This is a genomic window from Novosphingobium sp. RL4 (assembly GCF_035658495.1).
Lineage (GTDB): Bacteria > Pseudomonadota > Alphaproteobacteria > Sphingomonadales > Sphingomonadaceae > Novosphingobium.
This window is the reverse complement of the sequence record NZ_CP141944.1, coordinates 1108456-1134888: the sequence shown is the minus strand read 5'-3', so window position 1 is coordinate 1134888 and position 26433 is coordinate 1108456. Positions and strand designations below refer to the sequence as shown.

The following is a 26433-nucleotide window of genomic DNA, read 5'->3' as shown; positions in this document are numbered from 1 at the left end:
GGCCATACGCGCGGCAGTTAGAGCGCCGACGGCCGCTCAAGGTTGCTCGTCCACATGGCGCAGGAATCTGGCGGGAACGCCGCCCACCACGACTTTGGCAGCCACATCCCGCGTGACGACCGCGCCCGCCGCCACCACCGCGCCCCGCCCGATCGTGACGCCGGGCAGGATTATCGCGCCCGCACCGATCCATACGTGATCCTCGACCACGATCGGCGCCGTTACGGGGGCACGGCTCCGCCCCGGCGCGAAGTCCAGTTCGTGCGATCCGGTCTCGAAGGAAACGTTGGGCGCGATCTGCGCAAATTTCCCGATGGTGATCCCACCGCCCGCACCGAAGCGGACATTGGTGTTGAGAAAAGTGCGCGTCCCGATCACGATCATTTTCCCGGCCCCGGGCGGCATGACCGTGACCGGGCCCATGACGATGACTTTTCCCGAGAGTTTGAGCCCTGCAAGCTTCAAGGCGAAATATCGCGCCTTGGTACCGACCTTGCCCCGCGAAAAGTGGTTCGCAAGCCATACGAAGAACGCTTCCCGCATCATGACCCTCACATGGTTGCTGGCCGGGCGGAACGCCCGCCGAACGGCGCGTAGAGTGGCGGCCATCGCGGCGCGCGCTCAAGGCGGGGTGCATCCATTTCCGCTGCAAAACAGACCTTCGCCATTTCGTGCACCAGCTTCGAGAGCGAAGTGCCGCACCGCGGCGGCTACGGCGCGGCAGGGTCGCGATCCGCCGCGCTCGACACCGGTTGCAGCGGCGATCCGGTTTCGACCGCCCAGTCGAAGTCGGTGGAATATTCGAGCTGGACCGGCGCGGCGGCGACCCTGTCATTCTTGATGAGGCGATCGACAGGTTCGAGGATCGGTCTCAGCGGAAGACCCGCCAACCCCGCAATCGCGTGTTTCCGCGAATTGGGATCGTAGGGCCGCTCGCGAGAGAACATGCCGATCTGGAGCAATCCCGCGTCGCGCAGGACTGAAACGGTCAGGACGTATGCCTCGGCGCGTGCCTGAACCGCCGCCGTGCGAGCAGACAGCAAGTCATTCGTGACGTCCAGAACGTCTCGCAAGGTTCGAATGCCCGAAGTCTCCTGGCGCTTTACACCGTCCACCGCCCGCTCCGCGGCTTCCACGGCAGCTTCGTAGCGCGGCAGGGATTCCCCCGCAGCCTTGAGAGAGGTCCAGTCGGACGCAAGCCTTTCGCGCATGTCTCGGCGCGCTTGTTCCACATACTGCTGATCGGCCTGGTTCCGGTCTTTGGCCTCCCGAAGACGGGACGACATCTGCCCGCCGGAATAGAGAGCCATCGTCAGGTTCACACCGGCGGACACCGCCTCTTCACGGTACGTATTCTGGTAAGGCGTGACCGGAACCCGCGCCGCGGAGGCGTAGGCCCGGACCTGCGGCAGCATGTCTGCGCGTGCTTCCGCCACTCTCGCCCGCGATGCCGCTTCGGTGAACTTCGACAGGGCCAGAGCCGGGCTGTGCGTTTCCGCTTCGACATAGAGTGTTTCGAGAACCGGCAGCGCCGGCAAGGCCGGTAGCGGCATGAGGTCTTCGGGATAGTGGCCGACGAGATTGCGATAGCGCGCCGCGCTCACCTCCACGTTGGCGCGAGAGGAAATCACGCGGCCCGCTGCGAGTTCGAGACGGTTCAGCGTCTGATCGAGGTCGGGCGCGGTGGAATCCCGCAGCCGATAGCGTGAGGCAGTAACGTTGCGCTGCTGCAGGAGGAGATCGTAAATCTCCACCGCGACGCCGTAGAGTTCCATGTCGCGGCGGAGCGAGACATAAGCGGCAACCACGTCCGCGATAACCTGCTGGCTGACGACGTCCAGACGGGCCCTTACCGCCATTTTGTTGGCAGCCGCGAAGTCAACACCCGCAGCCAGCCGTCCGGAAGTGAGCAGCGGCTGCGAGAGAAAAAGCGAGGCGCTCGTGGCGAAACCATCCTGTTCCGATGGCAGGATATACCCCCGGATGCGCGCAGACGTGTATTCATGCTGCGCACTGAGGCTCAACGTGGGACCATAAGCCGCCCGCGCCTGCACCTGCCCTTCGTCCGCCGCGCTGGCCAGATCGCGCGCGCCCTCAAGCGAAGGATTATTCCGATAGGCTGCACCAAGAGCGTCCTCAAGAGTATCTGCATGAGCCCTCACCCCCGAGCAGAGGCAAGCCAAAGCGCAAAGCACGCGAATTCTGATCGAATTCACTAAGTAATACCCCCTATATTACGCGGAACTTTTCGGAACGTGCCCGGCGGAAAGCGCCAAAACTGATGCATCGGCCCTAGTTCTCTACAACCCGCCCTGATCTAATGCAGCGCGAGATTGTTCCAGAGAGGACGTAATCATGCAGCTTCACACGCTTCTCGCGATCAAATCGGATCTATCCGGAAGATCGCTTCCGAGGGGCCTTCGTCGCTCTCCGAATTCAATAAGGACATTCCCGTGATCCTTGCCGTCCGGCTCTCTTCCGAACTGAAGACCGCGGTCGCTCCGCTCAGACGTACGCTCCTGCCGATCCTGTTGATCAGCAGTGTCTACAACGTGCTTCTGCTTGCCGGCTCGTTTTTCATGCTGCTTGTCTACGACGACGTTCTGCCCAGCCACAGCGTGCCCTCTCTCGTGAGCCTGCTGGTGCTGGTGATGATAGCCTATGGCTTCCAGGCCCTGCTCGACGTCACGCGGGGCCGGATCATGGTTCATGTCGGCTCGATGTTCATGCGGTCGGTCAGCACGCGAATTCTCGACCTTGTCTCCGAGTTCGAGCTGAACCGCGGCCCCATGCCGCAGGGCACCCAGATCGTCCGCGATGTCGAGACCGTGCGCGGCTACCTCTCCGGCCCCGGCCCGCTGGCGATCCTCGACCTGCCGTGGATCGTGGTCTACCTCCTGATTCTCAGCGTTTTCCACTGGAGCATAGGGCTGCTCTCGCTAATCGGCGTGGCAGCGCTGGTCGCGCTGATGCTGGTCAACAATCGCCTTACCGCGCCGCTCGCGCAGGCAACCGTGCGCGCATCGGCCAGCCGCAGCAATCTCGCCGAAACCACCCGCCGCAATGCCGAAACCATAAAGGCACTGGGCATGGCAAGCGCCAGGCGCATCCAGTGGTCTGCCGCCGAAGCGGACTACCTTCGCGCGAACGACCGCTTTTCCTACATATCCAGCACGATGAGCGGCCTGACAAAGGCCTTCCGGATGTTCCTCCAATCCGCGACCCTGGCGCTAGGCGCCTTCCTCGTGATCGAAGGAGAGGCAACCGGCGGCGTGATCATTGCCGGGTCCATCCTGTCCGCGCGCGCGCTCGCCCCTGTCGAACAGGTGATCGCCAACTGGAAAGGTCTCATTGCCAGCCGTCTCGCGCTCGGCCGCATGCGCGATATCATGGAAGCCATGCCCGACCGGGTGGAGCCGATGGGGCTGAATCGTCCCGGCCGCGAGCTCGACGTCAAGGCACTTTCCTCTGCCCCGCCCGGCACCCGCAGGGTGACGCTCGCGGACGTGACTTTCAAATTGCAGGCCGGAGATGCTCTTGCTGTCGTGGGCCGCAGCGGTTCAGGCAAAACGACACTGGCGCGGGTTCTCTGCGGTGTCTGGCCGATCCTGCGCGGAACGGTGCGCATGGACGGGGCCACGATCGACCAATGGTCTGCAGACGAGATTGCGCGGATCATTGGATATGTGCCGCAATCGATCGAACTTTTCGAAGGAACGATCGCACAGAACATCGCCCGCTTCCAGACACCGCCAGACCGGGATGCCATCCTGAAAGCCGCGCAAGCCGCTGACTGTCACGACCTGATAATTCGTCTCGAAAATGGATACGATCATCTCATCGGCCCTCAGGGCGGAGGGCTTTCAGCAGGCCAGCAACAGCGCATCGCGCTCGCAAGGGCTCTCTATCGCGATCCGTTCCTCGTCATCCTGGACGAACCGAACAGCAATCTGGATTACGATGGCGAAGTAGCCCTCGGTGCAGCGATAGGCCGCGTACGCGAGCGCGGCGGCATAGTCGTGGTCATCGCGCACCGTCCCAGCGTCATTGCCAACGTCAGCCACATTCTGGTGATGAACCAGGGCAAGGTCGAACGCTTCGAGACGCGCGAGGATTTCGAGAAACGCATCCGCCCGCCCGCACCGATCGCCAAACCCGGTCGGCCCACCGGGGAGAGAAGGCAGACAGGGAAAAGTGACGCAGCAACTCAACAGCCCTCAGGCACACAAGCGCGTGAACAAGCCATGGACGACGCCGGCGAGCGAACCGATATTCCTGCGGAGATCAGGGAATGAACCAAGCGGTAGATTTTCTGAAGCCAGCCGAGACGACATCCACACTTGCCGAACCTCCGCCACCTCCGGCGGACGACGCAGGCCTTTCCCGACTGCTCCGAAGAGGAATGATCTCGGTAGCCGTTCTGGTGCTGGGCTTTGGCGGGCTCATCGCATTCCTGCCCATGGCTGGTGCGATCATTTCACCGGGTGAAGTAACGGTCGAAACGCACGTGAAGGAAATTTCACACCCATTCGGCGGCGTAGCGGCTGAAATTCTGGTCAAGGATGGCGACACTGTCCGCAAGGGGCAACCGCTGATCCGGCTCGACAACACAGTTGCCGGGGCCGTTGCGGAGTACACAGGCCTGAACCTGGACCAGCTTGTTGCAAAGGCCGCCCGCCTGCGGGCAATCCAGGATGGCGCGGGCGACGTGACGTTCCCTGCGGAACTGGTCAGGAAAGCAACTCACGACCCGGGAACCAGAGCGGCGATAGAGGATGAGCGGCGCAGCTTCGCCCTCGCCCGCAACGCAAGGCTCGACCAGATTCGCCAACTCCAGGCCCGTATTGCCCAGACCCGCGCGGAAGTGGCGACATTCGCAAGCCAGTCCAGCGCTTATCACCGTCAGGCCGATCTCGTGAGGCAGGAGTTACAACAGACCCGCGAACTCTACGAAGGCCGCCTGACAACTCTCGATCGGCTCAATGCGCTCGAAAGATCGGCAGTCGGCGTGGACGCGCAGCGCTCGACGGCACAATCAGGCATCGTCGAAGCGAACGCGCGAATTGCCGAACTCGGCACCCAGATGGCACTCATAGGCAGTGGCGCTCGAAGCGAGGCGGCGCTGGAACTCGCTCAGGTACAAAGCGCGATTTCGAACCTGCGAAAGGAGGATGCCTCCGCCAGCGATCAGAACGACCGAACAGTGATCCGTGCACCGCAGGATGGCATCGTCGACAAGCTTCAGGTCAGGACCATAGGAAGCGTGGTCCGCCCTGGCGACACCCTGATGGAGATCGTGCCCTTGCGTGATCGCCTGGTCGTTCGCGCACATGTCCGTCTGATCGACATCGACAAAGTCTCGAAGGGCCAGCCGGCAAGGCTGCGCTTCACCGCCCTGAATGCGCGCACCACCCCTGAAATCAGAGGAACAGTCAGCCAGGTCGCGGCAGACCGAACCGTCGACACCGTCACTAATTCCGCCTTCTATCCTGCCACAATCACCATTTCGGACGCAGAGTTCAGGAAGCTCGGAAATGTGCGAATTTCCGTAGGCATGCCCGTGGAAACCTTCATTCGAACCGACCAGAGAACCATCCTGCAATATATTATTAGACCGCTTTCGGACCAATTTCAGCGCGCACTGCGCGAATAGCCGATGTAGTAAATAGACATATTCCCTAAGTCGGTCATCGGACCTTCCCGTTATTCCATACTTATTAATCAAAGAAACGGATCAACGGGCAGCGAACGCATCTGACTGCGCCGGAATAGTAACTGATTTTTCTCATCCTGCATCGCCTTGGCCGCAGCAACCTGCTTCGCGGCGCCCGGGCGCCTGCACGCAGCCGAGGCCTGATCGATGGTTCGTGACGCTATCAGAGGATTGTTGACGTCAGGCATCGTCCTGACGCCAGCCACCTCGTTCGCACAAACCGTTGGCGCAGGCACAACGATCGTGATCGCTCCGGAACTGGATCGCAATGACGTTGCCGGTGCCCGCATCGAACCGGAATACCAACCCCGGACAATCAGGCTCGGCCCGTTTCTTGCGCAGCCGGCCCTGTCGCTGGCATCGGCCTATGCCTCGAACGTCTTCAACAAGGCCGATGCGCGCACGGATGCGGTGGCGATGGTCATGCCCGCGCTTGAGTTGACGGCAGACACCACCCGGCACGAACTCAAGATGACGGCCGCCGGAACGATACGCAGATTCGCACGGTATCAGCCGGAAAACAGTGAAGAATGGGACGTAACTGGGAAGGGGCGCCTCAACCTGTCGCCCCGTCACGCGATCACCGCCACCGCCGATTACGCCCACCTCATCGAACCGCGCAGCAGCGCCGGCACGGCCGCAGATGCCAAAGAACCCGTGAACTATTCGCGCGCCACCGGCAAACTCGGGACCGATCTGGAGTTCGGGAACTTCAGGCTTTCGCCATCTGCAGGCTATCAACAGGTCCGCTATGCCAGCCTGCCGCTTAGTTCCGGGACCAGGATAGACCAGTCGTTTCGCGATGCCAGAACGCTTCAGGGCGAAGTACGGATCAGCTACGATTTCTCCGGCATGGTCGCGGCTTATGCGGCTGCCTCCTATGGTGCCATCCACTCGACCTCCGCGCCGGCGGATATCCGGCGCGATGCCCGCAACACTATGGCCATCGTCGGTCTCAAGGGAGCGCTGAGCCCCGTTGTCACGGGAGAAATCGGACTGGGCTATCAGTCGCGCAGTTTCGAACTGCCCATCTATCGCGACTTTGCCGGATTCACGTTCAGGGCCGACATGCAGTGGTTCGCAACGCCGCTGCTTACCTTGCGCGCGCAGGCCAACCGGATCTTCCAGAACAGCGGCGACCGCTCCGTAGCAGGCATCCTGACCGACACCTTCCAGGTCAGCGCCTACTACGATCCACTGCGCAACTTCAGGATCGCGGCAAGCACCGCTCTCGAACGGGGCCGCTACCGTGAGGTCGATACACGGACCACGCGCGGAATGGCCCGCCTCAACGCCCAATACCGCATGAACCGGGGCATCTCGCTGGGTGCCTACGTCTCGCTCCTTCACCAGGAGGTCCGGGGGACCCCGCTGGTGAGCGAGTTCACCGCCCTCAACGCGGGGATCGGCATCACCATCACGCCATGATCAGGCGAACTCGAAGGAGTGCTCAATTTTGAACCTTCCCGCGATCTATGAAGCGTCCGGAGCGGTCCCGCAGGTCATCGAAGGGTCCGAGAGCTATCGCTATTCGGACGACCAGATGACTGTGCGCTATCTGATGGCGATGCTGCGCAGGCGCAGGGAAGTGCTTGTGCTGACACTGGCCATCTGTGTGCTTCTCGCACTGCTGTGGACCACGGCGCTGCCCAAAACCTACCTTTCCACCGCCGACGTCGTCATGATCACGAAATCGACCCAGCTCGTTCCCCAGGACAAGGATTCAGACACTCCAGGGCCAGTCCGCTCCGAAGACGTGGAAACGCAGATCCAGTTGATCGCATCGCGCGAAATGGCCGCCCAGGTCCTGGAAACAACCGGCTTGTTGAAGGACCGCGTTTTCCTGTCTGATGTCATAGCCCCGCGTTCCTTCCTGGACAATTTCCTGGCCTCGTTGGGGATCGACCGCAGCGACGATACCGCGCTCGCCAAAACAGATCGCGCCGTGCTGATCGAAAGGGCCACGACCTATCTCCTGAAGCACCTCAATGTCGCGCGGGTAGGCGAGTCCTTCAACTTGCGCATCTCGTTCACCGATTCCAGCGCGGAGAGAACGACAAACGTCGCCAACGCATTCGCACGCCTCTATACGACGGACGACGCCCGCGAACTTGCCAGGACAAATGCCACTGCAGCCAAAGTCCTGAAGGCACGCGTCGATGAACTGCGCAAATCCGCGAACGAGGCTTTCGCGGCCGTGCAAGACTATCGCATTCGCAAAGGGCTGCTCAGTTCCGCCGCAACAAGCCTCACCGAGCAGGAAATCTCGACCTACAACCAGCAGATCGCCGAGGCCCGTGCAGAAGCCGCCCGCGACGCCGCTTCCCTATCCAGCGCACGCCGCCAATTGCAGAGAAGCGGCGCAAACGGAGTGGGCGAGGCTGTCAGTTCCCCTGTCGTCACGTCCCTTCGCGCGGAACGCGCCCAACTCGTCATCCGCGAACGGGACCTGTCGCAGCGCTACTTCGACAACAACCCGGACCTCGTGACCACTCGCCAGCAAATTGCCGATATCGACCGGCAGATCGCCACGGAAGTCACACGATCGATCAAGGCACTGGAAAGCCGCTCGGATTCGTCCGGAAAACGCCTGTCCTCCCTGCTGTCCAGCCGCAGCGGAACCCGCGCCCAGCTCAGCACCGACAATACCGCGCTGGTAGCTCTGGCAGACCTGGAAAAACGCGCAGACGCGACCCAGCTGCTCTACCAGTCCTATTTGCAACGTTACAATTCGGTCGTTGCCGAAAGCGGCTCGGAGCAGCCGAGCGCTCGCCTGGTATCCGCAGCGACTACGCCTCTGCTGCCGATTTCACCCAACCTGCCGCTCAACCTGGCACTTGGCTTCGTGGTCGGGCTTCTCGCAGGCGCAACGCTCGCGGTCGTCTCTGAGCTTTCCTACCGCGGCTTCACAACCCTGGACGATATCGAGAACCGCCTCGGCATCCGCGCACTGGGCTTCATTCCCTCGCATCGCTCCGTCGATCCCCATGCTGCTACGCCCCTCGATACCGTGCGAGACCATTCCGACGGCGCCTTTTCCGAAGCCTTGCGCAACGTAATCGTCTCGGTCCGCCAGTCCGGCCCTTCGAGCAGCAAGGTAATCGCCATCACTTCGGCACTGCCCGGCGAAGGCAAATCGACAATCGCCTCTTGCCTGGCCCGTTCGCTTGCCATGGCCAACGAGCGGGTCGTCGTGATCGACTGCGATGTCATCCGTGCGCAGTTGAGCAAACAGTTCGGCTTCATCAGCGGCGAACAGGGTCTCTACGAGGCGCTGCATTCGGAAAGCGGCGCAATCGCCCAGTACACGGATTCCGATTCCCCGATGCGCATCATCCCGATCACCCGCCCCTTCGCGAAGGGTGAGCGGTTGACCGAAAGAGGCCGCCTCAACCGCGTCATCGCCCGCCTTCGCGAAGACTTCGACATTATCGTGCTGGATTGTCCGCCCATTCTGCCCATCGCAGAATCCCGTGAAATCGTATCGCTGGCCGACCATGTCGTCCTTGTCGTCCATTGGCGCAAAACCGTCGATCGCGTGGCCAAGGCTGCGATCCGGCAATTGCCGATCCGTGCCATCAAAGGCCTCGGCATCGTCCTCAACAAGGTCGACATGAAGAAGCAGGTCCGCTTTGGGGGAAGCGACATCGCCAGCTTTTACAAGCACTATCGCGGCTATTACGCATGACGCGCGAAGGCCTCCCATTCAAGCGCGTGGCGCTGATCCACTATTGGCTGGTTTCGATGCGGGGTGGCGAGCGCGTGCTGGAGCGCCTCCTGGATCTGTTCCCTCACGCGGACATCTTCACGCACGTCTACGATCCGGCCAGGGTTTCGCAGAAAATAAGGTCTGCCAACGTCCGCCAGACATTCGTCGGCGCCCTCCCCGGTGCGCGGCGTCACTATCAGAAATATCTTCCTTTCATGCCCATGGCCTTGGAAGAACTTGATCTGCGCGGTTACGATCTCGTTATCAGCAGCGAATCCGGTCCAGCCAAGGGCGTCATCACCAGCCCTGACACACTTCACCTCTGTTATTGCCATTCCCCCATGCGTTACTTGTGGGATCATTATCAGGACTATAAAGCGTCGGCGGGGGCCGTCAGCCGCATAATGATGCCCGCGATGTTTCACCGGATGCGTCAGTGGGATGTCAGCTCTGCCAATCGCGTCGACACGCTGGTCGCGAACAGTTCGTTCGTTGCCCGCCGTATCCGGAAGGTATGGGGCCGGGAAGCGCGGGTTGTGCACCCCCCGGTCATGGTCGATGCCTTCACACCTTCCGGCCAGATTTCCGACCGCTACCTCTGGGCCAGCCAAATGACCCCCTACAAGCGGGCGGATATCGCCCTAGAAGCCTTCAATCGCCTTGGTGTACCCGCATTGATGGTTGGCGATGGCGAGATGTTCAAATTCATCTCTGCCAATGCCGGCCCGAACGTGGAAGTGCGCAAACGCCTGTCATTCCAGGAACTCAAGGAAGCCTACGCAACCTGCAGGGCTCTCGTGTTCACGCCTGAAGAGGACTTCGGCATCGTCCCCGTCGAAGCGAACGCCAGTGGCCGCCCGGTCATTGCCTATGGTCACGGCGGCGTCACAGACTCAATTCTGGACGGGAAAACCGGGCTGTTCTTTCAGGAACAGACCGTTTCCGCTCTCTGCGAAGCGCTGCAGCGTTTTGACCAGTGGCTGCCCACCTTCCAGCCTGAAGACGCCATTCACAACGCACGCCGTTTCGCGCCGGAAGTGTTCGACAACGGCATTCTGGACGCACTCCGGTCATACCGCCCCATTGGCGAGTTCGCCTGAAGCTGCGCCTTACGAGCCTAGGAGAAATCATGATGCTACGCGCGATCGCTCTCATCCTCGGCGTTTGCCTGACCGGATGCACAACGGCAGCTTCCAACGAATTGCCAAGCGTCAACGTCGTGCAATATCGCCTTGCCGCCGGGGATCGGATCAAGATCGAAGTCTTTCGCGAGAAAGATCTCTCGGGAGAATATGTCATAAACGACGAAGGCCTGATCGGGCTGCCTATGGTCGGCAATGTAACGGCTGCGGGGAAAACCCCTGCCGAACTGCGCGGCGAACTTACTCGCCTTTTCGGCACTGAATATGTCCGTGACGCGAAGATCACGCTCGACCTTGTCAGCTATCAGCCAATTTATATCCTTGGCGAAGTTCAGAAACCGGGAGAATATACATATTCCGAAGGCATGTCCTTATTCGCTTTGATCGCGAAAGCTGGCGGCTTCACCTATCGGGCCAATGAGAAAATGGTCTATATCCGCCATTCCCGAGAGGGCGCGGAACATTCCTATAAGCTCACAAGCGGAGCAGCGGTTCTTCCCGGCGACACGATCCGGATCGAACAACGCTTCTTCTGATATTCAGACCAAGGCCGCACCCTTTATGCCAGACAAGATCGAGCGCGTGGTTCTATTCCACGATTACAGCGAAGCGCTGGGTGGTGCTTCCTATCTTGTGCAGGTTCTGATCGAAGAACTCCGGAGCCGTGACGTACCCGTCACCTTCTTCGCGGGAGACACCGGCACGAATTTCGGCAGAGATGATGTCGAGTTCATCCCGCTGAACGGGAAGTCCCTGCTGGACCGCTCCACGATAGGCGCCTTGACGAAAGGCCTTTTCAATCCGCCATCACTATTCCGCGTGCGAGACTGGATACGGAAAAACGATACGCCGGGGACGATCTATCACGTTCATGGCTGGACGAAAATTTTGTCCCCCGCGGTGTTCGGCGCTCTTCGCGATGTGTCGCTGCGCGTGATTCTGCATGGACACGATTACTTCAACAGCTGCCCCAACGGAGCCTTTTTCAATTATGTGACCGAGCAGGACTGTTCGCTTACCCCACTTTCGGCGGCATGCCTCAGCTGTCGGTGCGATAAATCATCATACGCACACAAGCTCTGGCGCTCAGGCCGGGAGGCTGTCCGGCGAGTGCAAACGGTAGGTGCGAATGCTAATCGCATGTTACTGATCCACCCTGGCCAGGCCCGAAATTTCGCACTTGGTCACTGGCCTGCCGAAAAATTGGTCGCGGTGCGAAACCCCGTCACCCCCCTTGCACCCCAGCGCATCGAGGCGGAACGAAACAACGGGATCATCTACATTGGCCGGATTTCAGCCGAGAAAGGCGCCGATCTCGCTGCCAAGGCTGCTGCCATGGCAGGAATTCCAATTACGTTCGTGGGAGACGGCAGCGAAGTCGATCATGTGCGTGCAATAAATCCAGACGCGATCATGCTCGGTCGTCAGGATCGTGCAGGCGCAGCAAAGGCACTGTCTCGCGCCAAGCTTGCCGTAATGCCCAGTCGCTGGGCAGAGCCCTTCGGGCTGGTTGCGCTCGAAGCCATCGGATCAGGTGTGCCGGTCATTGTAAGCAACCGCGCGCTCGTTGCGCCCGAGATCGAGCGCGCCGGGTTTGGGCTTTCCGCTAATACTGCAAATCTGGAAGAATTCGCGCGTACCCTGCTGGACCTCCATGCCGACAATGCGCGGGTCAAACGCATGTCCACCCATGGGCACAAGAACTATCTCAATCTGTGCAACACACCAGAGAGCTGGGCGAATACAATCGTGAATCAATATGAACAGGCATTACTCTGAACATTAAAATCCACGCCACATTTCCTGTTCGCACAAAAAAGGGGCACAAAGCCCCTTCCCCCCACTTCCCTGAAGTGCGCAGCTCAATATGATCCTCGGGCAAACATGACTGCCGGGAGAGTTTTTAAAAGCAGCCATGCATCTAAAGCGAGACCTTTTCGTTCAACATAAGATACGTCCATGTCAACGCGCTGTTGATAGGATGTGTCGCTACGACCGCTTGTCTGCCATATTCCGGTTAGCCCCGGCCTGACCTGACAGTAGTATTCGAAATATGGGCCATATCGAAGAACTTCTTGTTCAACTATAGGGCGAGGCCCAACGATACTCATGTCTCCGGCCAGAACATTCAAAAGCTGCGGAAACTCATCAAGGCTCAATTTTCGCACGATTGCCCCAATGGGTGTCACGCGCGGGTCTCGGCGCAGTTTCCGGGTGCGTTCCCACTCGAAACGCGCTGCGAGATTGCTTTGCAGATGCTCCTTCAGGATCGCATCGCCATCAACCTTCATCGTGCGGAATTTAAGACAGCCGAAGTAGCGTCCGCGGCAGCCGATGCGGCGATGCCGGTAGAATATGGGGCCAGGATCACCGAGGTAAGTGACAATGGCCAGGACAATCAGGAAGGGCAGCATGAACATCAGGATTGCGCTGGCCACCAGTACATCAAAAAGCCGCCAGAGCATCGCTTCCCCAAAGTTGATCGACCTGGGTTGTGCAACAGAAGGGCGTGCATTGCTTGGCCGAAGACCGTCAGCCAAGTACACATCTTCCTGCAGACACAATGTGCGTAGTGCCGTTTCCGCCACTCAATCACTCCCTCTGACAACGCTCAGGAAGCCTGACGAGCATCCTTACTGCTTGGTTAATCAGAGCTATCACCCCCCTCTTCGCATCCGCAACATGATCTGGCTCCACTTTGGACGCGTAAAACAAAACCCGCCAAAATAGCGACATGATGGTCATTTCTGCGCAAAATCACGTAGTAAAAATCCGAGAATTAGGCACGTAAAAGCAGATTCTCGTCAACGACGGATTATTCGTTGCTCGCTGCGTAGATCGACAAGCGCTCCGCTCTCCGAGAAAGATCTGTGGTCAGCAACCTGCGCCGAATTCGTCGAATTCAACGTGCGTCCGCCTTGCAGATTGCCTGAAACCCGGCGACATCAATCGCCGAAACGACCAAAATACGTCGTTGATAAGCGAAAATGCGACCCACGAAACCGTGTGGTGCGCAATCGTAACTCCGAACAATCTTCATCCAACTTGGGGGGAGTTTCACGAACGGAAACTTCGCTTGATGATAGGGTTAACCCTCACCAGCGATCGGAATGGCTTTCAGAATCAAGTCGAAATCGCTGCACGCCCCGAAATCACGCAGGACTATTGTCAATTGAATCATCCTCATGACAGCCTCCCGCCCTCGACCGTTCAACGCGAGCCAAGTCGTGGCAGGATCGGGAACGTTCCCACATGAAGAGCCGCCAGCAAACGCGGGTGCAAGGTGCACGTTCACCCGATAGGGCCCCAGCGGCATGAGCGTTGCGGTTCTGAGACGCGCCAACCTTCGGATCGTTCGCAATCGCGGTGGGTTCGCCTTGTTCGCGTTTTCAGCCCGTGCGCTGGAACAAGTCTCGACCCTGGTCATAACGCTCCTCGCAGCGCGATTTCTGGAGCCAGCCGATTTTGGGGTGTTCAGCCTCGCGAACGTCTTCGTCATTCTCGTTCAGACGCTCACTTATACAGGAATATTCCAGTTCGTCCTCGTTGCGAAAGCGGAAGATTCGCTGGTCGTATCAACGTGCTTCTGGCTGATACTTGCGCTGGTCGGGGCAGCATCGCTGTTCCTGGCCGCTATCGCATTTCCCCTGGAGTGGCTTTTCGGCGCCAAAGAACTCGGCCTTGTTCTGCTGCTGCTCGCAATGGCACAGCCCGTCGCCTCGATCGTTGCCTGGTCTTCGGCGACATTGCTGCGGCGGCAGGCGGTAGCACTTAACTTCAAGTTCGTCTTCGTAGAGAACCTGGTTGCGCTGATCAGCGGCGCAATCTTGCTGTGGTACTGGCATTCGCTCTATGCCTTGGTCGCCGCGCGCTATGTGCGCATTCTGTTCGGCGCAGTGCTGTTCGTCGTGGCGGGCCGAACCTGGCCGATGTTCCAGTTCAGCATGGCTTTGGCGCGCAAGGCCACGGCCTTTTCCAGCAATCTCTATGGATCGCGCTTTCTGGCGTTTCTAGCGCGATATGCCGGCGATGTGATGCTCGGCCTGTTCCACTCGCCCGCCGATGTAGGGCTGTACCGTTTCGGCAATCGCATCGCTACCGGCGCAACTGACATTCTGACGCAGCCGATGAGCAACTTCGCCGCAACCCAATTCGGCAATTCCGCGCGTCAGGAGCAGGATCTGGCCGGACCGCTGGCCCGGTTCTCGGGCACCGTCGCCTTGCTGACGGGCATGGCGGGTGCCGTTATCATAGTTTTCGGACGAGACATCGTTTCCGCATTCTTCCAACCTTCCTATCTTGCCGCGCTGGTCGTCACTTATGCGATGAGCCTGCGCGGCGTGGCAGGTGCGGGCCAGTTACTGGTTGAACCCGCCTTCGCGGCGCTGGACCGGACGCACTGGGTCATGATGTTCAATCTGATCGCTGCCGCCCTGTCCGTGGCGGCGATCCTCATCGCCACACCTTTCGGCATCGCGGCGCTCGCATGGTCGCAAGCATTCGTGGTGCTTATCACCACGATCTGGGGCTTTCATCTCATTCGATGGAAAGGCCATGTGCGCGTCGGCCCCGCGGTCAGGAAATTCATCGCCGCCGGCGCACTCGGTCTGGCCTATTTCCTGATGCTTTACGCGCTGCGCCACTGTGGGTTCCTCATAATGTCCGCTCCCCCCATCACCACACTTGTCATCGGCCTCCTCGCTTCCGCGATGCTGGGACTCGTGTTCCTCGCCATGGCCTACCGGCTGCGCATTTTCAGCCTGGAGGTCTTTTCCGGTTAAATTCAGACCCTACGAAGGAGATGAAACCGTGCTCTATATCCAAGCTGCCCGCCTGGCATTCATCCACATTCCCAAGAACGCAGGCCAAAGCGTTCGCAATGCTCTGGCCCAATGCGATGCGCTGTGTTTTGCCGCGATGGCCACGGACCTCGGCGTCAACGAACCGGAAGCGGAGAGACTCATGGAGGCCGGCGTAACCGGCATGCCGGGGCTGGGCCGGGTCCAGCCAGAACATGTGCCGCTCGCCTTTCTCGAAAGGCACTTTCCGGCGACGTGGTCCACCCTGGTAGGTTCTCGCAGCTTCATCCTGGCGCGCCCTCCACGCGATCGCTTCTTTTCGGCGCTCTTGCAGCGTCTTCGAGAACATCGCGGGATGACAGCACTGCGCGCGGACGACCCCATATTGAAAGAGGAGGCACGGCATGTGTGTGACTGGCTCGATGCCCGGGGGCACTTCTGCGACATGGAATATATCCACTTCTCCCGCCAGTGTGACTATGCCGAGTTGGGCGGCGAACGCATCGTGACCAAGATTTTCCCGATCGACCGCATCGATGCCGCCGCGCTTTGGGTGAAGACAGAGACCGGCCTCACGATCGACATCCCGCACGATCATGCCCGGCACGAGCCGCGAAAATGGGCGGGTCCCATCCAGCCAGCGGCCCGTTTCGTTGGCCGCAAGCTGCTCCCCCCATCCCTGAAGCAGGCGATCTATCCTTTCTGGATGAAAAGCGGCGCCTTCGCCAAGGCCGCGAACCGCTACGGCTCAATCACATTGGGCGACGAAGTGGAACGGTTTATCGCCGAATATTACGCCCGCGACGAAACGCTTTACCGGGAAGCGAAGGACAACGCCGAAGCCTTCTGCAAACGCAAGGTAGCGTGAAGCAATGGCCAGCATCGATATCAACGGCAAGTTCCTGGGCGCCGGCCTAAACGGGGTTCATCGTACCGCCGCCCATTACTGCGAACAGCTCATCAAGCGAACCGCAGGCGAACATGATGTTCGCCTGCTTTCGCCGTTTGCCGCAGCATCGGCCGCCGAATTTGCACATCTTACCCCCACGCAGGCTCGCGGGCGTTGCGGCAGCGGGCAGGGTTGGGAAATGCTGACGCTGCCGAAACTGGCGCGCAGCAACCTGCTGGTCAATTTCTGCAATCTCGCTCCGCTGCTTCATGGCAACAGCGTGGTCATGATCCATGACGCGCAGACGTTCCTCTATCCGCAAGACTATTCCGGCCGCCAGGCGGCTGCCTATCGCCGCATGCTGCCGTGGATCGGACGGCGGGCCCGCCGCATATTGACCGTATCCGCTTTCGCTCGCGATGCGCTGGCCGCACATGGCATCGGGCACCACGACAAGATCGATGTCGTGCATAACGGCACGGATCACCTGCTCGGCGTGCCCGCTGATAGCACGATACTGCAGCGGCTCGGGCTGCAATCGGGGCGCTTCGTCCTGACAATGGGTTCGATCAAGGGCTACAAGAACATGCGCAGCCTGTTCCGCGCCATGCACCAGCCATTGCCCGAAGGATATCGATTCGTCGTTGCTGGCGGACCATCCGGCGATCGGTACAGCATGGCTGGTTGGACGCCGCCTCCGGGCACGGTTTTCACGGGCTTCGTATCCGATGCCGAACTACGGGCGCTCTACTCCGCCGCCTCGGTATTCGTCTTCCCCTCCCTGACGGAAGGGTTCGGCCTGCCACCTGTCGAGGCGATGCATTGCCGCACCCCGGTTGTGGCCGCGCGCGCGGGAGCCATGCCGGAAGTCTGCGAAGGTGCTGCGGTGCTGGTCGATGCTGAAGATCCGTCGGCATATCGGCAGGCAATCAGCGCCATTCTGGATGATCCCATGCTCGCTGACGATTTCCGTGCGCGTGGCGCCCGCCGAGCCGCAGCGTTGACCTGGGACACTGCAGGAGAGCGCCTTCACTCCCTGATCAGCGGGCTGGTGTAACCTCCTGGCCGAGCAGAACTTCCCGAGCCTCGCGCCTGACGCTTACCTTCAGGGCCCCGCCGCCCAATTGCCAGCAAAGGGTCTCTGCGAAGGGACTTTCCCAATCCGCCACCGTCATATCCTCGCCATTGGATGTGACCCAGCGCAGATCTTCGGCTTGGCGCGCGAACTCGGTCCGGTTAGCCGCGCGGAATGCGGCCAATTCCGCGACGTGATCTTCCAGTTCGCAATCGCGCCGTTCCCAGTCGATCCAACCGATAGCGTTATCCTGGCAATAGGCATTGTTGTTACCGTGCTGGGTTCGCCCGAACTCGTCTCCTGCAGTGAGCATTATCGTTCCGGTGGAAACGAACAGCGTGCCCAGCATGGCCTTGATGTCGGCATGGCGGGCAGCAAGCACCTGCGGATCGTCGCTCGAACCTTCTACGCCGTTGTTCCAACTGAAGTTATCGCCATGACCGTCGCGGTTCTGTTCGCCATTGGCCCAGTTGTGACGGTTTTCGTAAGATACGGTGTCAGCCAGAGTGAAACCGTCATGCGCGGCCAGGAAATTGATGGAGCGGCACGCTTCATCGGGCGTGACCGGGCCGAACACATCGCTGGAGCCCGCCAGCCGCGTGGCCAGCTTGCCGATACCTTCCTCGGCCTTCCAGAAACGTCGCACATCGTCGCGGAAGCGATCGTTCCATTCAAGCCATGACGCTGGAAAATTGCCGAGTTGATAGCCGCCCGGCCCGATATCCCACGGCTCTGCGATCATCACGCGGGTGGAAAGCACCGGATCCGCCGCGATTTCCGCGAAGATCGGAGCGGCTGGATCGAAACCGGGCCCGCGCGCCAGCACCGGCGCAAGATCGAACCGAAAGCCGTCCACACCGCAGCGCGTGACGAAATGGCGCATGGCGTCCAGCGCGAGGCGCCGCACTGCGGGATTGGCGAAGTCCAGCATATTGCCGCAGCCGGTGTCGTTTATCAGTGAACCGTCAGGGGCATGGGCATATGCGCCATTATCGAGCCCACGCAGCGAAATAACACCGCCCGCCACGTCACTCTCCCCGCTGTGGTTGAACACGAGATCGAGCAGAACGCCGATGCCCTCGGCGTGAAGTGCGGCCACTGTTTCGCGCAGTTCGGCGATGCCGCCCGGACACAGGCCGGGGTCGAGCGCCATCATCGCCACCGGATTGTAACCCCAGGCGTTGACGAGCCCCAGTGGCGGCAAGTGCCGCTCGTCAATCCAGGCGACCACCGGCATCAGTTCCACCGCACTCACATGCAGTTTCCTGAGGTGCGCGATCACGGAGGGATGCGCGAGGGCGGCAACTGTGCCTCGCATATGTTCCGGCACGTCGGGATGAAGGCGCGTGAAACCGCGCACGTTGAGTTCGTAGATCAGCCCGCCGGGCGCGAAGTGCGGCGGCCCCGACATGAGCGGTTCGGCCGGAGCCGGGACAATGGCGCGAGGAACGATGTTCGCGGTATCCGACCCGAATTCGGCCAAAGTGCCATCCTGCACGAAACGCCGATCGAGTTCGACTGCATAGGGATCGACCAGCAGCTTCGCGGGATCGAACCAGAGCCCTTTCGGCGGCGCCCACTCGCCTGCCGCGCGGTAGCCGTAACGGCCGCCCGCCATTTCCTCCGGCAGTGTCAGAACCCAGTCAGGCCCGCTTCGCTCCATCGGATGGCGGACCTCATGCTCCCCTGCGAAAAGGCAGAGCCAGACCATGTCGGCGCGCGGCGCGCGCACCGCAAATCGCGTGCAGCCTTTCCCGACTGTCGCTCCCAGTGCGGTCATGCGATCAGGGAACGATAGAGCCGGGCATAGGCGGCCCCGCTGGCCTTCCAGGAAAAATCGCTCTTCATCGCGTTCTTCTGGATCGCCCGCCAGAGATCGCCACGTTCGTAAAGCTCCACCGTGCGGGTAAGTGCAGCCGCGAAGGCATCGTAGTTCACGCCATCGAACTGGACCCCGGTGGCCACACCTGCCGCCAAGGCCGCCGGGTTGGCATCTATCACCGTATCGGCAAGTCCGCCGGTCCGCGCCACCACCGGCACGCAGCCATATGCGAGCCCGTAAAGCTGGGTCAGGCCGCAGGGTTCGAAGCGTGAAGGGACGAGAATCGCATCGCCCCCTCCCTGCATCCGGTGGGAAAGATCCTCGTCGTAACCGATCCGCACGGCTATGCGCCCGGGGTGGCGCGCCGCCGCTTCGTGCAGGGCCCGTTCGATCGCGAGATCGCCGGAGCCCAGCAGCGCCAGTCTCCCGCCGATGCCGACGAGGTGATCCAGCACCTCCAGGAGGACATCCATGCCCTTCTGCCAGGTCAGGCGGGTCACGACGATGAACAGCGGGCCATCGTCGATTTCCAGGCCGAACTCGGCTTCGAGCGCCCGCTTGTTCGCGATCCGCTTATCAAGTTGGCGAGCATTGTAGGAAACGGCCAGCGCCGGGTCGTTCGCCGGGTTCCAGAGCGCGGTATCGATCCCGTTGAGAATGCCTGAAACCGCATGACCACGCGCGGCGATTAGGCCTTCGAGCCCCATGCCGAAAGCAGCCGAGCGGATTTCACGCGCGTAAGTGGGGCTTACGGTCGTCACGGCGTTTGCGCAGGCCAGCCCCGCCTTCAACATGCCGATGCCGCCGTGATACTCCACCCCGTCCAGCGTCCATGCCTCTGGCGGAAGGCCGAGGCGCGGAAAGACTTCCGCACCGAACCAGCCCTGGAAGGCCATGTTGTGGATCGTCACGACCGAGGGGACACGCCCGCCCTCACCGCCATAAGGCGCAAAATGGAGGTAGGCATTGGCCATCGCCCCCTGCCAGTCGTGCGTATGGACAAGATCGAAGCGCTTAGGCTTGCCCCGGCTGACCACGGCGCCGCCGGCGATATCGGCAGCCGCACGCCCGAGCGCGGAAAAACGCTGCCAGTTGTCGCCCCAGTCCTGTCCGGCCGTGTCGGCATAGGGCGCGCCCTCCCGCGCATAAAGCGCCGGCGCGTCAAGCACGAGCAGCGGATAACCGTCGATCCTTGCCGAAAGTAGCCGCGCGGGCGACCCTACCAGCGAGTCCCACGAATGGACGGGGCGGGCCCGGCCGATCGCCTTCATCACTGAAGGATAGCCCGGAAGCAGCGTCGTCATCTCCACGTCGTGTTCGGCGAGAGCTGCGGGAAGTGCCCCTGCGACATCGGCGAGGCCACCGGTCTTGACCAGCGGCACCGCTTCGGAAGCGACGGATAGAACCTTCAACGGCATTCGCTATCCAACCCGATCACAGGCCGAGCCGGTCGATCATCGGCTTGGTGATGAGACATACTCCGTTGTCGGTTCGGCGGAAGCGCCGGCCGTCCAGTTCAGGATCCTCGCCAACGACGAGCCCCTCGGGGATACGGACGCCGGAATCGATCACCACGCGCGAGAGGCGGGCATGGCGGCCGATGTTGCAATAGGGCAGGATCACTGCCTCGTTCACGGACGAAAAGCTGCCCATCTTGACCCCGGTGAACAGCAGCGAGCGCCGCGCGAGCGCGCCGGAGACGATGCAGTCCTGGCTTATCAGCGACGAGATCGCCTGCCCGCGCCGCCCCTCCTCGTCATGCACGAACTTGGCGGGCGCGGCGACGACAGTGTCGGTCCAGATCGGCCAGTCCCGATCGTACATGTCGAGCTTGGGAACGGTATCGGTCAGGTCCAGGTTGGCGTCGAAGTAGGCATCGACAGTTCCGACGTCGCGCCAGTACTCCTCGATTTCCTCGGCCGCGCGGATGCAGGAATTGGTGAAACGGTGGGCCTGTGCCTTACCGTGCCTGACGATGTAGGGAATGATGTCCCCGCCGAAATCGCGCCGGGAATCAGGATCTGCGGCATCCCTGCGAAGCTGTTCGAACAGAAACTCGGTGTCGAAGACGTAAATGCCCATCGAGGCGAGGCAATTGCCCGGGTCGCCCGGGATCGAGGGCGGATCGGCGGGCTTTTCGAGGAACGAGGTGATCACGTCGTTCTCGTCGACATGCATGACGCCGAAAGCGGTCGCTTCTTTGCGCGGCACGACGAGGCAGCCGACCGTGACGTCCGCCCCCGAATTGACGTGCTGTTGCAGCATCAATTCGTAGTCCATCTTATAGATGTGATCGCCTGCAAGGATCACCATGTATTTCGGGCTGTAGGAGGCGATGATGTCGATGTTCTGGAACACCGCATCGGCCGTGCCCTCGTACCACAGCAACTCGGATATGCGCTGGCTGGCGGGGAGGATGTCGAAGCTCTCGTTCCGCTCGGGCCGCATGAAGTTCCAGGCACGGTTCATGTGCCGGATCAGGCTATGCGCCTTGTACTGCGTGGCGACCCCGATGCGACGGATGCCCGAATTGATCGCGTTCGACAGCGCGAAATCGATGATCCGGCTCATGCCCCCGAAATAGACTGCCGGCTTGGCCCGATTGTCGGTCAGTTCACTAAGCCGGCTGCCGCGTCCGCCGGCAAGGACATAGGCCATGGCATCGCGCGCGAGTGGCGATCCGGTCGGCGTCCTCATTGCACTCACTCTCCTTCGTATCTCGTTTCAGCCTGCGTATTCGAGCATGATCGTTGCCAATGGCGGCAGTGTTACCATGGCTTGCCCGTCCGCGGCCTTGACTTGCCCCAAGTTGCCTTTGCCGGTCCCGCCATAATGACGGGAATCGCTGTTGAGGATTTCGTTCCATTTGCCGTCATGCGGCAGCGGCAGTCCATACCCCGTATGCATGGCCGAGGTCATGTTGGAGATCACCGCGATCGGCCTGGAACCGGGCGCCTTGCGCAGCCAGGCGAAGACGGAATTCTGCGCATCGTCCACCACCAGCCACTCGAACCCCTCGCCCTCGCAGTCCCCGGCGTGGAGCGCGGGTTTCTGGCAATAGATGCGATTGAGGTCCTTCACGAGATTGCGGATGCCCTCGTGCGCAGGCGCATCCCGCAGCTCCCAGTCGAGCGCGCGCTCCTCGCTCCATTCGCGGCGCTGCGCGAACTCCTGCCCCATGAACAGCAGCTTCTTGCCCGGATAGCCCCACATCAAGCCGTAGTAGGCGCGCAGATTGGCGAATTTCTGCCAGTCGTCTCCGCTCATCTTGTTGAGCAGCGAGCCCTTGCCGTGCACCACTTCATCATGGCTGAGCGGCAGGACGTAGTTCTCCGAGAAGGCATACATCAGCCCGAAGGTCAGATCGTCGTGGTGATAGCGCCGATGCACGGGATCGCGCGCCATGTAGCGCAGCGTGTCATGCATGAAGCCCATGTTCCACTTGAAGCCGAAGCCCAGCGCCGAAGCCCGTTCTCCCTCGGGCACGTCGTAGGCGGGCTGAGTGACGCCCGGCCAGGCCGTCGATTCCTCGGCGATAGTGAAGACGCCGGGATGCTGGGCATAGATCGCCCGGTTCGTCGCGCGCAGGAAGTCCACCGCTTCCCAGTTCTCGCGTCCGCCCTGGGCATTGGGGATCCACTCCCCTTCCTTGCGCGAGTAATCCCGGTAGAGCATCGAGGCCACCGCATCCACGCGCAGCCCGTCGATGTGATAGCGCTCTGCCCAGAACAGCGCGTTGTTGACGAGGAAGCTCGCCACTTCGCGCCGACCAAAATTGTAGATCAGCGTGTTCCAGTCCGGCTGGAAGCCAAGTCGCGGGTCCTGATGTTCGTAAAGCGCGGTGCCGTCGAAACGGACCAGCCCATGGTCGTCGGTCGGGAAATGGGCGGGAACCCAGTCCAGGATCACGCCGATTCCGGCCCGGTGCGCGCCATCCACGAAACGCGCGAAGCCCGCCGGTTCCCCGAAACGGGAACTGGGGGCGTAGAGCCCGGTCGTCTGATAACCCCAGGATGGATCGTAGGGATGCTCGCTGATCGGCAGGAATTCGATATGGGTGAAACCCATCTCGACGACATAGGGGATCAGGCGGTCGGCAAGGTCGTCCCAGTTGAGGAACCAGTTGAAGCGATCCCGCTGCCACGAACCCGCGTGGACTTCATAGATCGAGACGGGAACCTTGCGTGGATCGATCGAGGCCCAGTGCGCGCGGTGCGCTTCGTCACCCCAGTCCAGCTTGGCGGGGTGCGCGGTCATCGAGGCGGTGGCGGGCCGGATTTCCGACATGAAGGCGAAGGGATCGGCCTTGAGCGGCTGGACCATACCGTCGGCACCGATGATATGGTACTTGTAGGCACGGTAATCCGCGATATCCGGGATGAAGATTTCCCAGACGCCGATGTCGCTGCGATCGCGCATGACATGGCGGCGAGGGTCCCAGTCGTTGAAGTCCCCCACGACGCTTACCAGTTGCGCATTGGGCGCCCAGACCGCGAAGTGAACGCCGTTCGCGCCTTCGTGGCGGATGATATGAGCGCCGAGCTTGTCGAACAGCCGGAAATGCGTGCCTTGCGCGATCAGCAGGTCGTCGACAGGGCCCAGCACCGGGCCGAAAGTATAGGGATCGGTGACAAGCCAGTCGCTGTCCCGCGCCGTGCAGCGATAGCGGATCGGCTGGGGCTTTCCCACCAGCTTGCCTTCGAACAGGAACCGGTCATCGACCTTGCCCAGCATGCCCAGCCGGCGGCCGTCGAGGCTGAAGGCCTCCACCGTCTCTGCGCCCGGCAGGATCGCGCGGGCATACGTCCCGTCAGGACCGGAAAGCGCGCCGAGAAGCGAGAACGGGTCGGCGTTGAGGCCTTCCAGCAGGGATTCGATGGCGCTTTCTGGTGGTTTCACAGGACTTTCCAAATATCTCTGGCATATTCGGAAATCGTCCGATCCGAAGAGAACCAACCGACGTTGGCAATGTTCCTGATCGCGGCAGCGCGCCACCCGGCGACATCCTCCCACCGGGCGTCGATGGAGCGCTGTGCAGCGGCGTAACTGTCGAAATCGGCGGCGCACATGAACCAGTCATGCTCATGAATGCCGCGGATCAGGTCCTTGTAACGGTCCGGATCATCGGGCGAAAATACGCCGGATGCGATGGCGGTTAGCGCCTGGCTCAGTTCGCGCGAACCATCGATCACTTCGCGCGGATTGTATCCGTTGGCGCGCTTGTGGGCGACTTCCTCGGCGGTAAGGCCGAAGATCACGATATTGTCGTCGCCGACATGATCCTTGATCTCGACATTCGCGCCGTCAAGCGTGCCGATGGTAAGCGCACCATTGAGCGCGAACTTCATGTTGCCCGTGCCCGAAGCCTCCATGCCCGCGGTCGAAATCTGTTCCGACAGGTCAGCGGCGGGAATGATCCGTTCCGCCAGGCTGACATTGTAGTTCGGCACGAACACGACCTTGAGCAGCCCGCCCACTGAAGGGTCGGCATTGATGCGGCGCGCCACGTCGTTGGCCAGTTTGATCACCAGCTTCGCATTGTGATAGCTGGACGCAGCCTTGCCGCCGAAGATCTTCACGCGCGGCACCCAGTCGCGCTCGGGATGGCTGCGGATCTGGTCGTAGAGCGCAACCGTTTCAATCAGGTTCAGAAGCTGGCGCTTGTATTCGTGAATGCGCTTGATCTGGACGTCGAACAGCGCGTCCGGATCGAGACGGATCCCCATGGTCTTCTTGATGTAGTCCGACAGCACGACCTTGTTGGCCCGCTTCACTTCGGCCACCCGCTCGCCGAACTGCCTGTCGTCCGCGAAGGCGTTGAGGTCAGCGAGCCGGGCCGCATCGTCGAGGAAGGCATCGCCGATCGCCTCGCGGATCACCTTGGTGAGCCCCGGATTGCACTGTTGCAGCCAGCGGCGGGGGGTGACGCCATTGGTCTTGTTGTTGATCCGGTCAGGGTAGAGCTTGTGGAGATCGGCAAAGACCGTCTCCTTCATCAGCTCCGTGTGAAGCGCCGCCACGCCGTTCACCGAATGGGCGCCGACGAACGCAAGGTTCGCCATGCGCACGCGGCGCTCTCCGTTCTCGTCGATCAGCGAGATCGCGGCGATCTCCGCGTCGCTGCACCCCGCCTTGCGCGCTTCGCGAAGGACGCGGCTGTTGATCGCGTAGATGATCTGCATGTGGCGCGGCAGAAGCCGTTCGAACAGCGGCAGGGGCCAGGATTCCAGCGCCTCCGGCAGCAGCGTGTGGTTGGTATAGGACACCGTGCGGCGGCAGATGTCCCAGGCTTCGTTGAACTCCAGTCCAGTTTCGTCGACAAGCAGGCGCATCAGTTCGGCCACGGCCACTGACGGATGCGTGTCGTTGAGCTGGATCGCCGCCTTGTCCGGCAGGGTGCGGATATCGCCTTCGTACTGGATATGGCGGCGCACGATGTCCTGGATCGAGGCGGCCGTGAAGAAATACTCCTGCCGCAGGCGCAGTTCCTGTCCGGCGGAGCTGGAATCGGCGGGATAGAGCACGCGCACGAGACTATCCGCCCGCACCTGTTCCGACAGGGCACCGAAATGGTCACCTGCGTTGAAGGCATCGAGCTTGATTGGGTCGAGCGGGCTCGCCGTCCAGAGGCGCAGGGTGTTCACGCGCTTGCCGCGCCAGCCCACCACAGGGGTATCGATCGCGGTCGCCTCGACATGTTCGGCCGGATGCCAGAAAACGCCGTCCCCCTCGGCCACGACTTCGCCGCCGAAACCTATGCGGTATGTGCTTTCGAGCCGCTCGAACTCCCATGGATTGCCGTGGGCCAGCCAGGTTTCCGGCAGTTCCACCTGCCAGCCGTCGTCAATGCGCTGACGGAACATCCCGTTCACGTAGCGGATACCATAACCGTAAGCCGGGATGTCGAGCGTCGCGAGGCTCTCCATGAAGCACGCGGCGAGACGGCCAAGGCCGCCGTTGCCGAGCGCCGCATCAGGCTCCAGCTCCTCCAGCGCGGCGAGATCGAGCCCATGGGCGCGAAGGGCCGCCTCGAACTCGCGCGTCATGCCCATGTTCGAGAGGGCATCGCGCAGGAGGCGGCCGATCAGGAACTCCATCGAGAGGTAGTAGACCCGCTTCCCGCTGGAATCGTAGGTGCGCCGGGTGGAATCTATCCACTTCTCGATGATCTCGTCACGCAGGGCGAGGATCGAGGCGGTGTACCAGTCATGCTGCTTGGCGGCACGCTCGTCCTTTCCGACGCGCTGGCGAAGCACTCTGACGATATGCTTGTCCATTTCCGAG

Annotated in this window: 19 protein-coding genes; 10 read left to right on the top strand and 9 right to left on the bottom strand. The window is 61.2% G+C overall.

The annotated features are described in order from the left end of the window. Positions 1–36 precede the first annotated feature (36 nt). Both U9J33_RS05555 and U9J33_RS05550 read right to left on the bottom strand, forming a co-directional pair. Positions 37–609, bottom strand: a complete 573-nt coding sequence (locus U9J33_RS05555; protein WP_292636229.1) for an acyltransferase — start codon at positions 607–609, stop codon at positions 37–39. Between the two features lie 101 nt (positions 610–710). Further along, a complete protein-coding gene (locus tag U9J33_RS05550) occupies positions 711–2162 on the bottom strand; it encodes a TolC family protein (protein ID WP_324698421.1) in 1452 nt (483 codons plus the stop codon). A gap of 291 nt (positions 2163–2453) precedes the next feature. Between U9J33_RS05550 and U9J33_RS05545 the strand changes: the two genes are divergently transcribed. Beyond that, entirely contained in the window at positions 2454–4295 is a 1842-nt protein-coding gene (locus U9J33_RS05545) for a type I secretion system permease/ATPase (protein WP_324698419.1), read from the top strand. Between the two features lie 107 nt (positions 4296–4402). Beyond that, entirely contained in the window at positions 4403–5653 is a 1251-nt protein-coding gene (locus U9J33_RS05540; protein WP_324698417.1) for an HlyD family type I secretion periplasmic adaptor subunit, read from the top strand. A gap of 68 nt (positions 5654–5721) precedes the next feature. Here U9J33_RS05540 and U9J33_RS05535 read toward each other — a convergent pair whose 3' ends face one another. Then, positions 5722–5901, bottom strand: coding sequence for a hypothetical protein (locus U9J33_RS05535; protein WP_324698415.1), 180 nt, complete (start codon positions 5899–5901; stop codon positions 5722–5724). A 55-nt stretch (positions 5902–5956) separates the two neighbouring features. Between U9J33_RS05535 and U9J33_RS05530 the strand changes: the two genes are divergently transcribed. Genes U9J33_RS05530 through U9J33_RS05510 form a run of 5 tightly spaced genes read left to right on the top strand, consistent with a single transcriptional unit; the run spans position 5957 to position 12343 of the window. Further along, entirely contained in the window at positions 5957–7141 is a 1185-nt protein-coding gene (locus U9J33_RS05530) for an outer membrane beta-barrel protein (RefSeq protein WP_324698412.1), read from the top strand. Between the two features lie 28 nt (positions 7142–7169). Further along, positions 7170–9401 (top strand): GumC family protein, encoded by a 2232-nt coding sequence (locus U9J33_RS05525; protein WP_324698409.1) that lies wholly within the window; start codon positions 7170–7172, stop codon positions 9399–9401. Next, the gene (locus U9J33_RS05520; RefSeq protein ID WP_324698407.1) at positions 9398–10522 is read left to right on the top strand and encodes a glycosyltransferase; all 1125 of its coding nucleotides are present in this window, start codon (positions 9398–9400) and stop codon (positions 10520–10522) included. Before U9J33_RS05525 ends, U9J33_RS05520 begins: the two co-directional genes overlap by 4 nt. A gap of 29 nt (positions 10523–10551) precedes the next feature. Next, positions 10552–11100, top strand: coding sequence for a polysaccharide biosynthesis/export family protein (locus U9J33_RS05515; protein ID WP_324698405.1), 549 nt, complete (start codon positions 10552–10554; stop codon positions 11098–11100). Between the two features lie 25 nt (positions 11101–11125). Beyond that, the gene (locus tag U9J33_RS05510; protein ID WP_324698403.1) at positions 11126–12343 is read left to right on the top strand and encodes a glycosyltransferase family 4 protein; all 1218 of its coding nucleotides are present in this window, start codon (positions 11126–11128) and stop codon (positions 12341–12343) included. Between the two features lie 83 nt (positions 12344–12426). Here the strand turns inward: U9J33_RS05510 and U9J33_RS05505 are convergent, their stop codons facing one another. Then, complete coding sequence (locus U9J33_RS05505) at positions 12427–13152, bottom strand: sugar transferase (RefSeq protein ID WP_324698401.1); 726 nt, start codon at positions 13150–13152, stop codon at positions 12427–12429. Positions 13153–13878: 726 nt separating this feature from the next. Between U9J33_RS05505 and U9J33_RS05500 the strand changes: the two genes are divergently transcribed. From U9J33_RS05500 to U9J33_RS05490, 3 genes are read left to right on the top strand one after another with little or no spacing between them, the layout of a single operon-like run. After that, positions 13879–15345, top strand: a complete 1467-nt coding sequence (locus U9J33_RS05500) for an oligosaccharide flippase family protein (protein ID WP_324698399.1) — start codon at positions 13879–13881, stop codon at positions 15343–15345. A 28-nt stretch (positions 15346–15373) separates the two neighbouring features. Further along, positions 15374–16231, top strand: coding sequence for a hypothetical protein (locus U9J33_RS05495; RefSeq protein WP_054440112.1), 858 nt, complete (start codon positions 15374–15376; stop codon positions 16229–16231). Between the two features lie 4 nt (positions 16232–16235). Continuing rightward, on the top strand, positions 16236–17309 hold the full coding sequence (locus tag U9J33_RS05490; protein WP_324698397.1) for a glycosyltransferase family 1 protein: 1074 nt from the start codon (positions 16236–16238) through the stop codon (positions 17307–17309). Here the strand turns inward: U9J33_RS05490 and glgX are convergent. The 5 genes from glgX to U9J33_RS05465 are packed head-to-tail and all read right to left on the bottom strand — an operon-like array spanning position 17293 to position 26426. Further along, positions 17293–19107, bottom strand: a complete 1815-nt coding sequence (glgX, locus tag U9J33_RS05485) for a glycogen debranching protein GlgX (RefSeq protein WP_185997902.1) — start codon at positions 19105–19107, stop codon at positions 17293–17295. The two genes, U9J33_RS05490 and glgX, sit on opposite strands and share 17 nt — an antisense overlap. Further along, positions 19104–20567 (bottom strand): glycogen synthase GlgA, encoded by a 1464-nt coding sequence (gene glgA / locus U9J33_RS05480; protein ID WP_324698396.1) that lies wholly within the window; start codon positions 20565–20567, stop codon positions 19104–19106. The genes glgX and glgA overlap by 4 nt, the downstream gene beginning before the upstream one ends. A 16-nt stretch (positions 20568–20583) precedes the next feature. Further along, a complete protein-coding gene (gene glgC, locus U9J33_RS05475; RefSeq protein WP_132469479.1) occupies positions 20584–21846 on the bottom strand; it encodes a glucose-1-phosphate adenylyltransferase in 1263 nt (420 codons plus the stop codon). Between the two features lie 27 nt (positions 21847–21873). Beyond that, positions 21874–24048, bottom strand: a complete 2175-nt coding sequence (gene glgB, locus U9J33_RS05470; protein WP_324698393.1) for a 1,4-alpha-glucan branching protein GlgB — start codon at positions 24046–24048, stop codon at positions 21874–21876. Next, positions 24045–26426, bottom strand: coding sequence for a glycogen/starch/alpha-glucan phosphorylase (locus U9J33_RS05465; RefSeq protein ID WP_207906126.1), 2382 nt, complete (start codon positions 26424–26426; stop codon positions 24045–24047). Before U9J33_RS05465 ends, glgB begins: the two co-directional genes overlap by 4 nt. Between the last annotated feature and the right edge of the window lie 7 nt (positions 26427–26433).

Bases quoted from the DNA above. Each gene is read 5' to 3' on its own strand.
- glgC (WP_132469479.1), bottom strand. From the start codon at position 21,846: ATGAGGACGCCGACCGGATCGCCACTCGCGCGCGATGCCATGGCCTAT.
- glgX (WP_185997902.1), bottom strand. From the start codon at position 19,107: ATGACCGCACTGGGAGCGACAGTCGGGAAAGGCTGCACGCGATTTGCG.
- U9J33_RS05490 (WP_324698397.1), top strand. From the start codon at position 16,236: ATGGCCAGCATCGATATCAACGGCAAGTTCCTGGGCGCCGGCCTAAAC.
- U9J33_RS05510 (WP_324698403.1), top strand. From the start codon at position 11,126: ATGCCAGACAAGATCGAGCGCGTGGTTCTATTCCACGATTACAGCGAA.
- U9J33_RS05465 (WP_207906126.1), bottom strand. From the start codon at position 26,426: ATGGACAAGCATATCGTCAGAGTGCTTCGCCAGCGCGTCGGAAAGGAC.
- U9J33_RS05515 (WP_324698405.1), top strand. From the start codon at position 10,552: ATGATGCTACGCGCGATCGCTCTCATCCTCGGCGTTTGCCTGACCGGA.
- U9J33_RS05540 (WP_324698417.1), top strand. From the start codon at position 4,403: ATGATCTCGGTAGCCGTTCTGGTGCTGGGCTTTGGCGGGCTCATCGCA.
- U9J33_RS05520 (WP_324698407.1), top strand. From the start codon at position 9,398: ATGACGCGCGAAGGCCTCCCATTCAAGCGCGTGGCGCTGATCCACTAT.
- U9J33_RS05500 (WP_324698399.1), top strand. From the start codon at position 13,879: ATGAGCGTTGCGGTTCTGAGACGCGCCAACCTTCGGATCGTTCGCAAT.
- U9J33_RS05535 (WP_324698415.1), bottom strand. From the start codon at position 5,901: ATGCCTGACGTCAACAATCCTCTGATAGCGTCACGAACCATCGATCAG.
- glgA (WP_324698396.1), bottom strand. From the start codon at position 20,567: ATGCCGTTGAAGGTTCTATCCGTCGCTTCCGAAGCGGTGCCGCTGGTC.
- U9J33_RS05555 (WP_292636229.1), bottom strand. From the start codon at position 609: ATGGCCGCCACTCTACGCGCCGTTCGGCGGGCGTTCCGCCCGGCCAGC.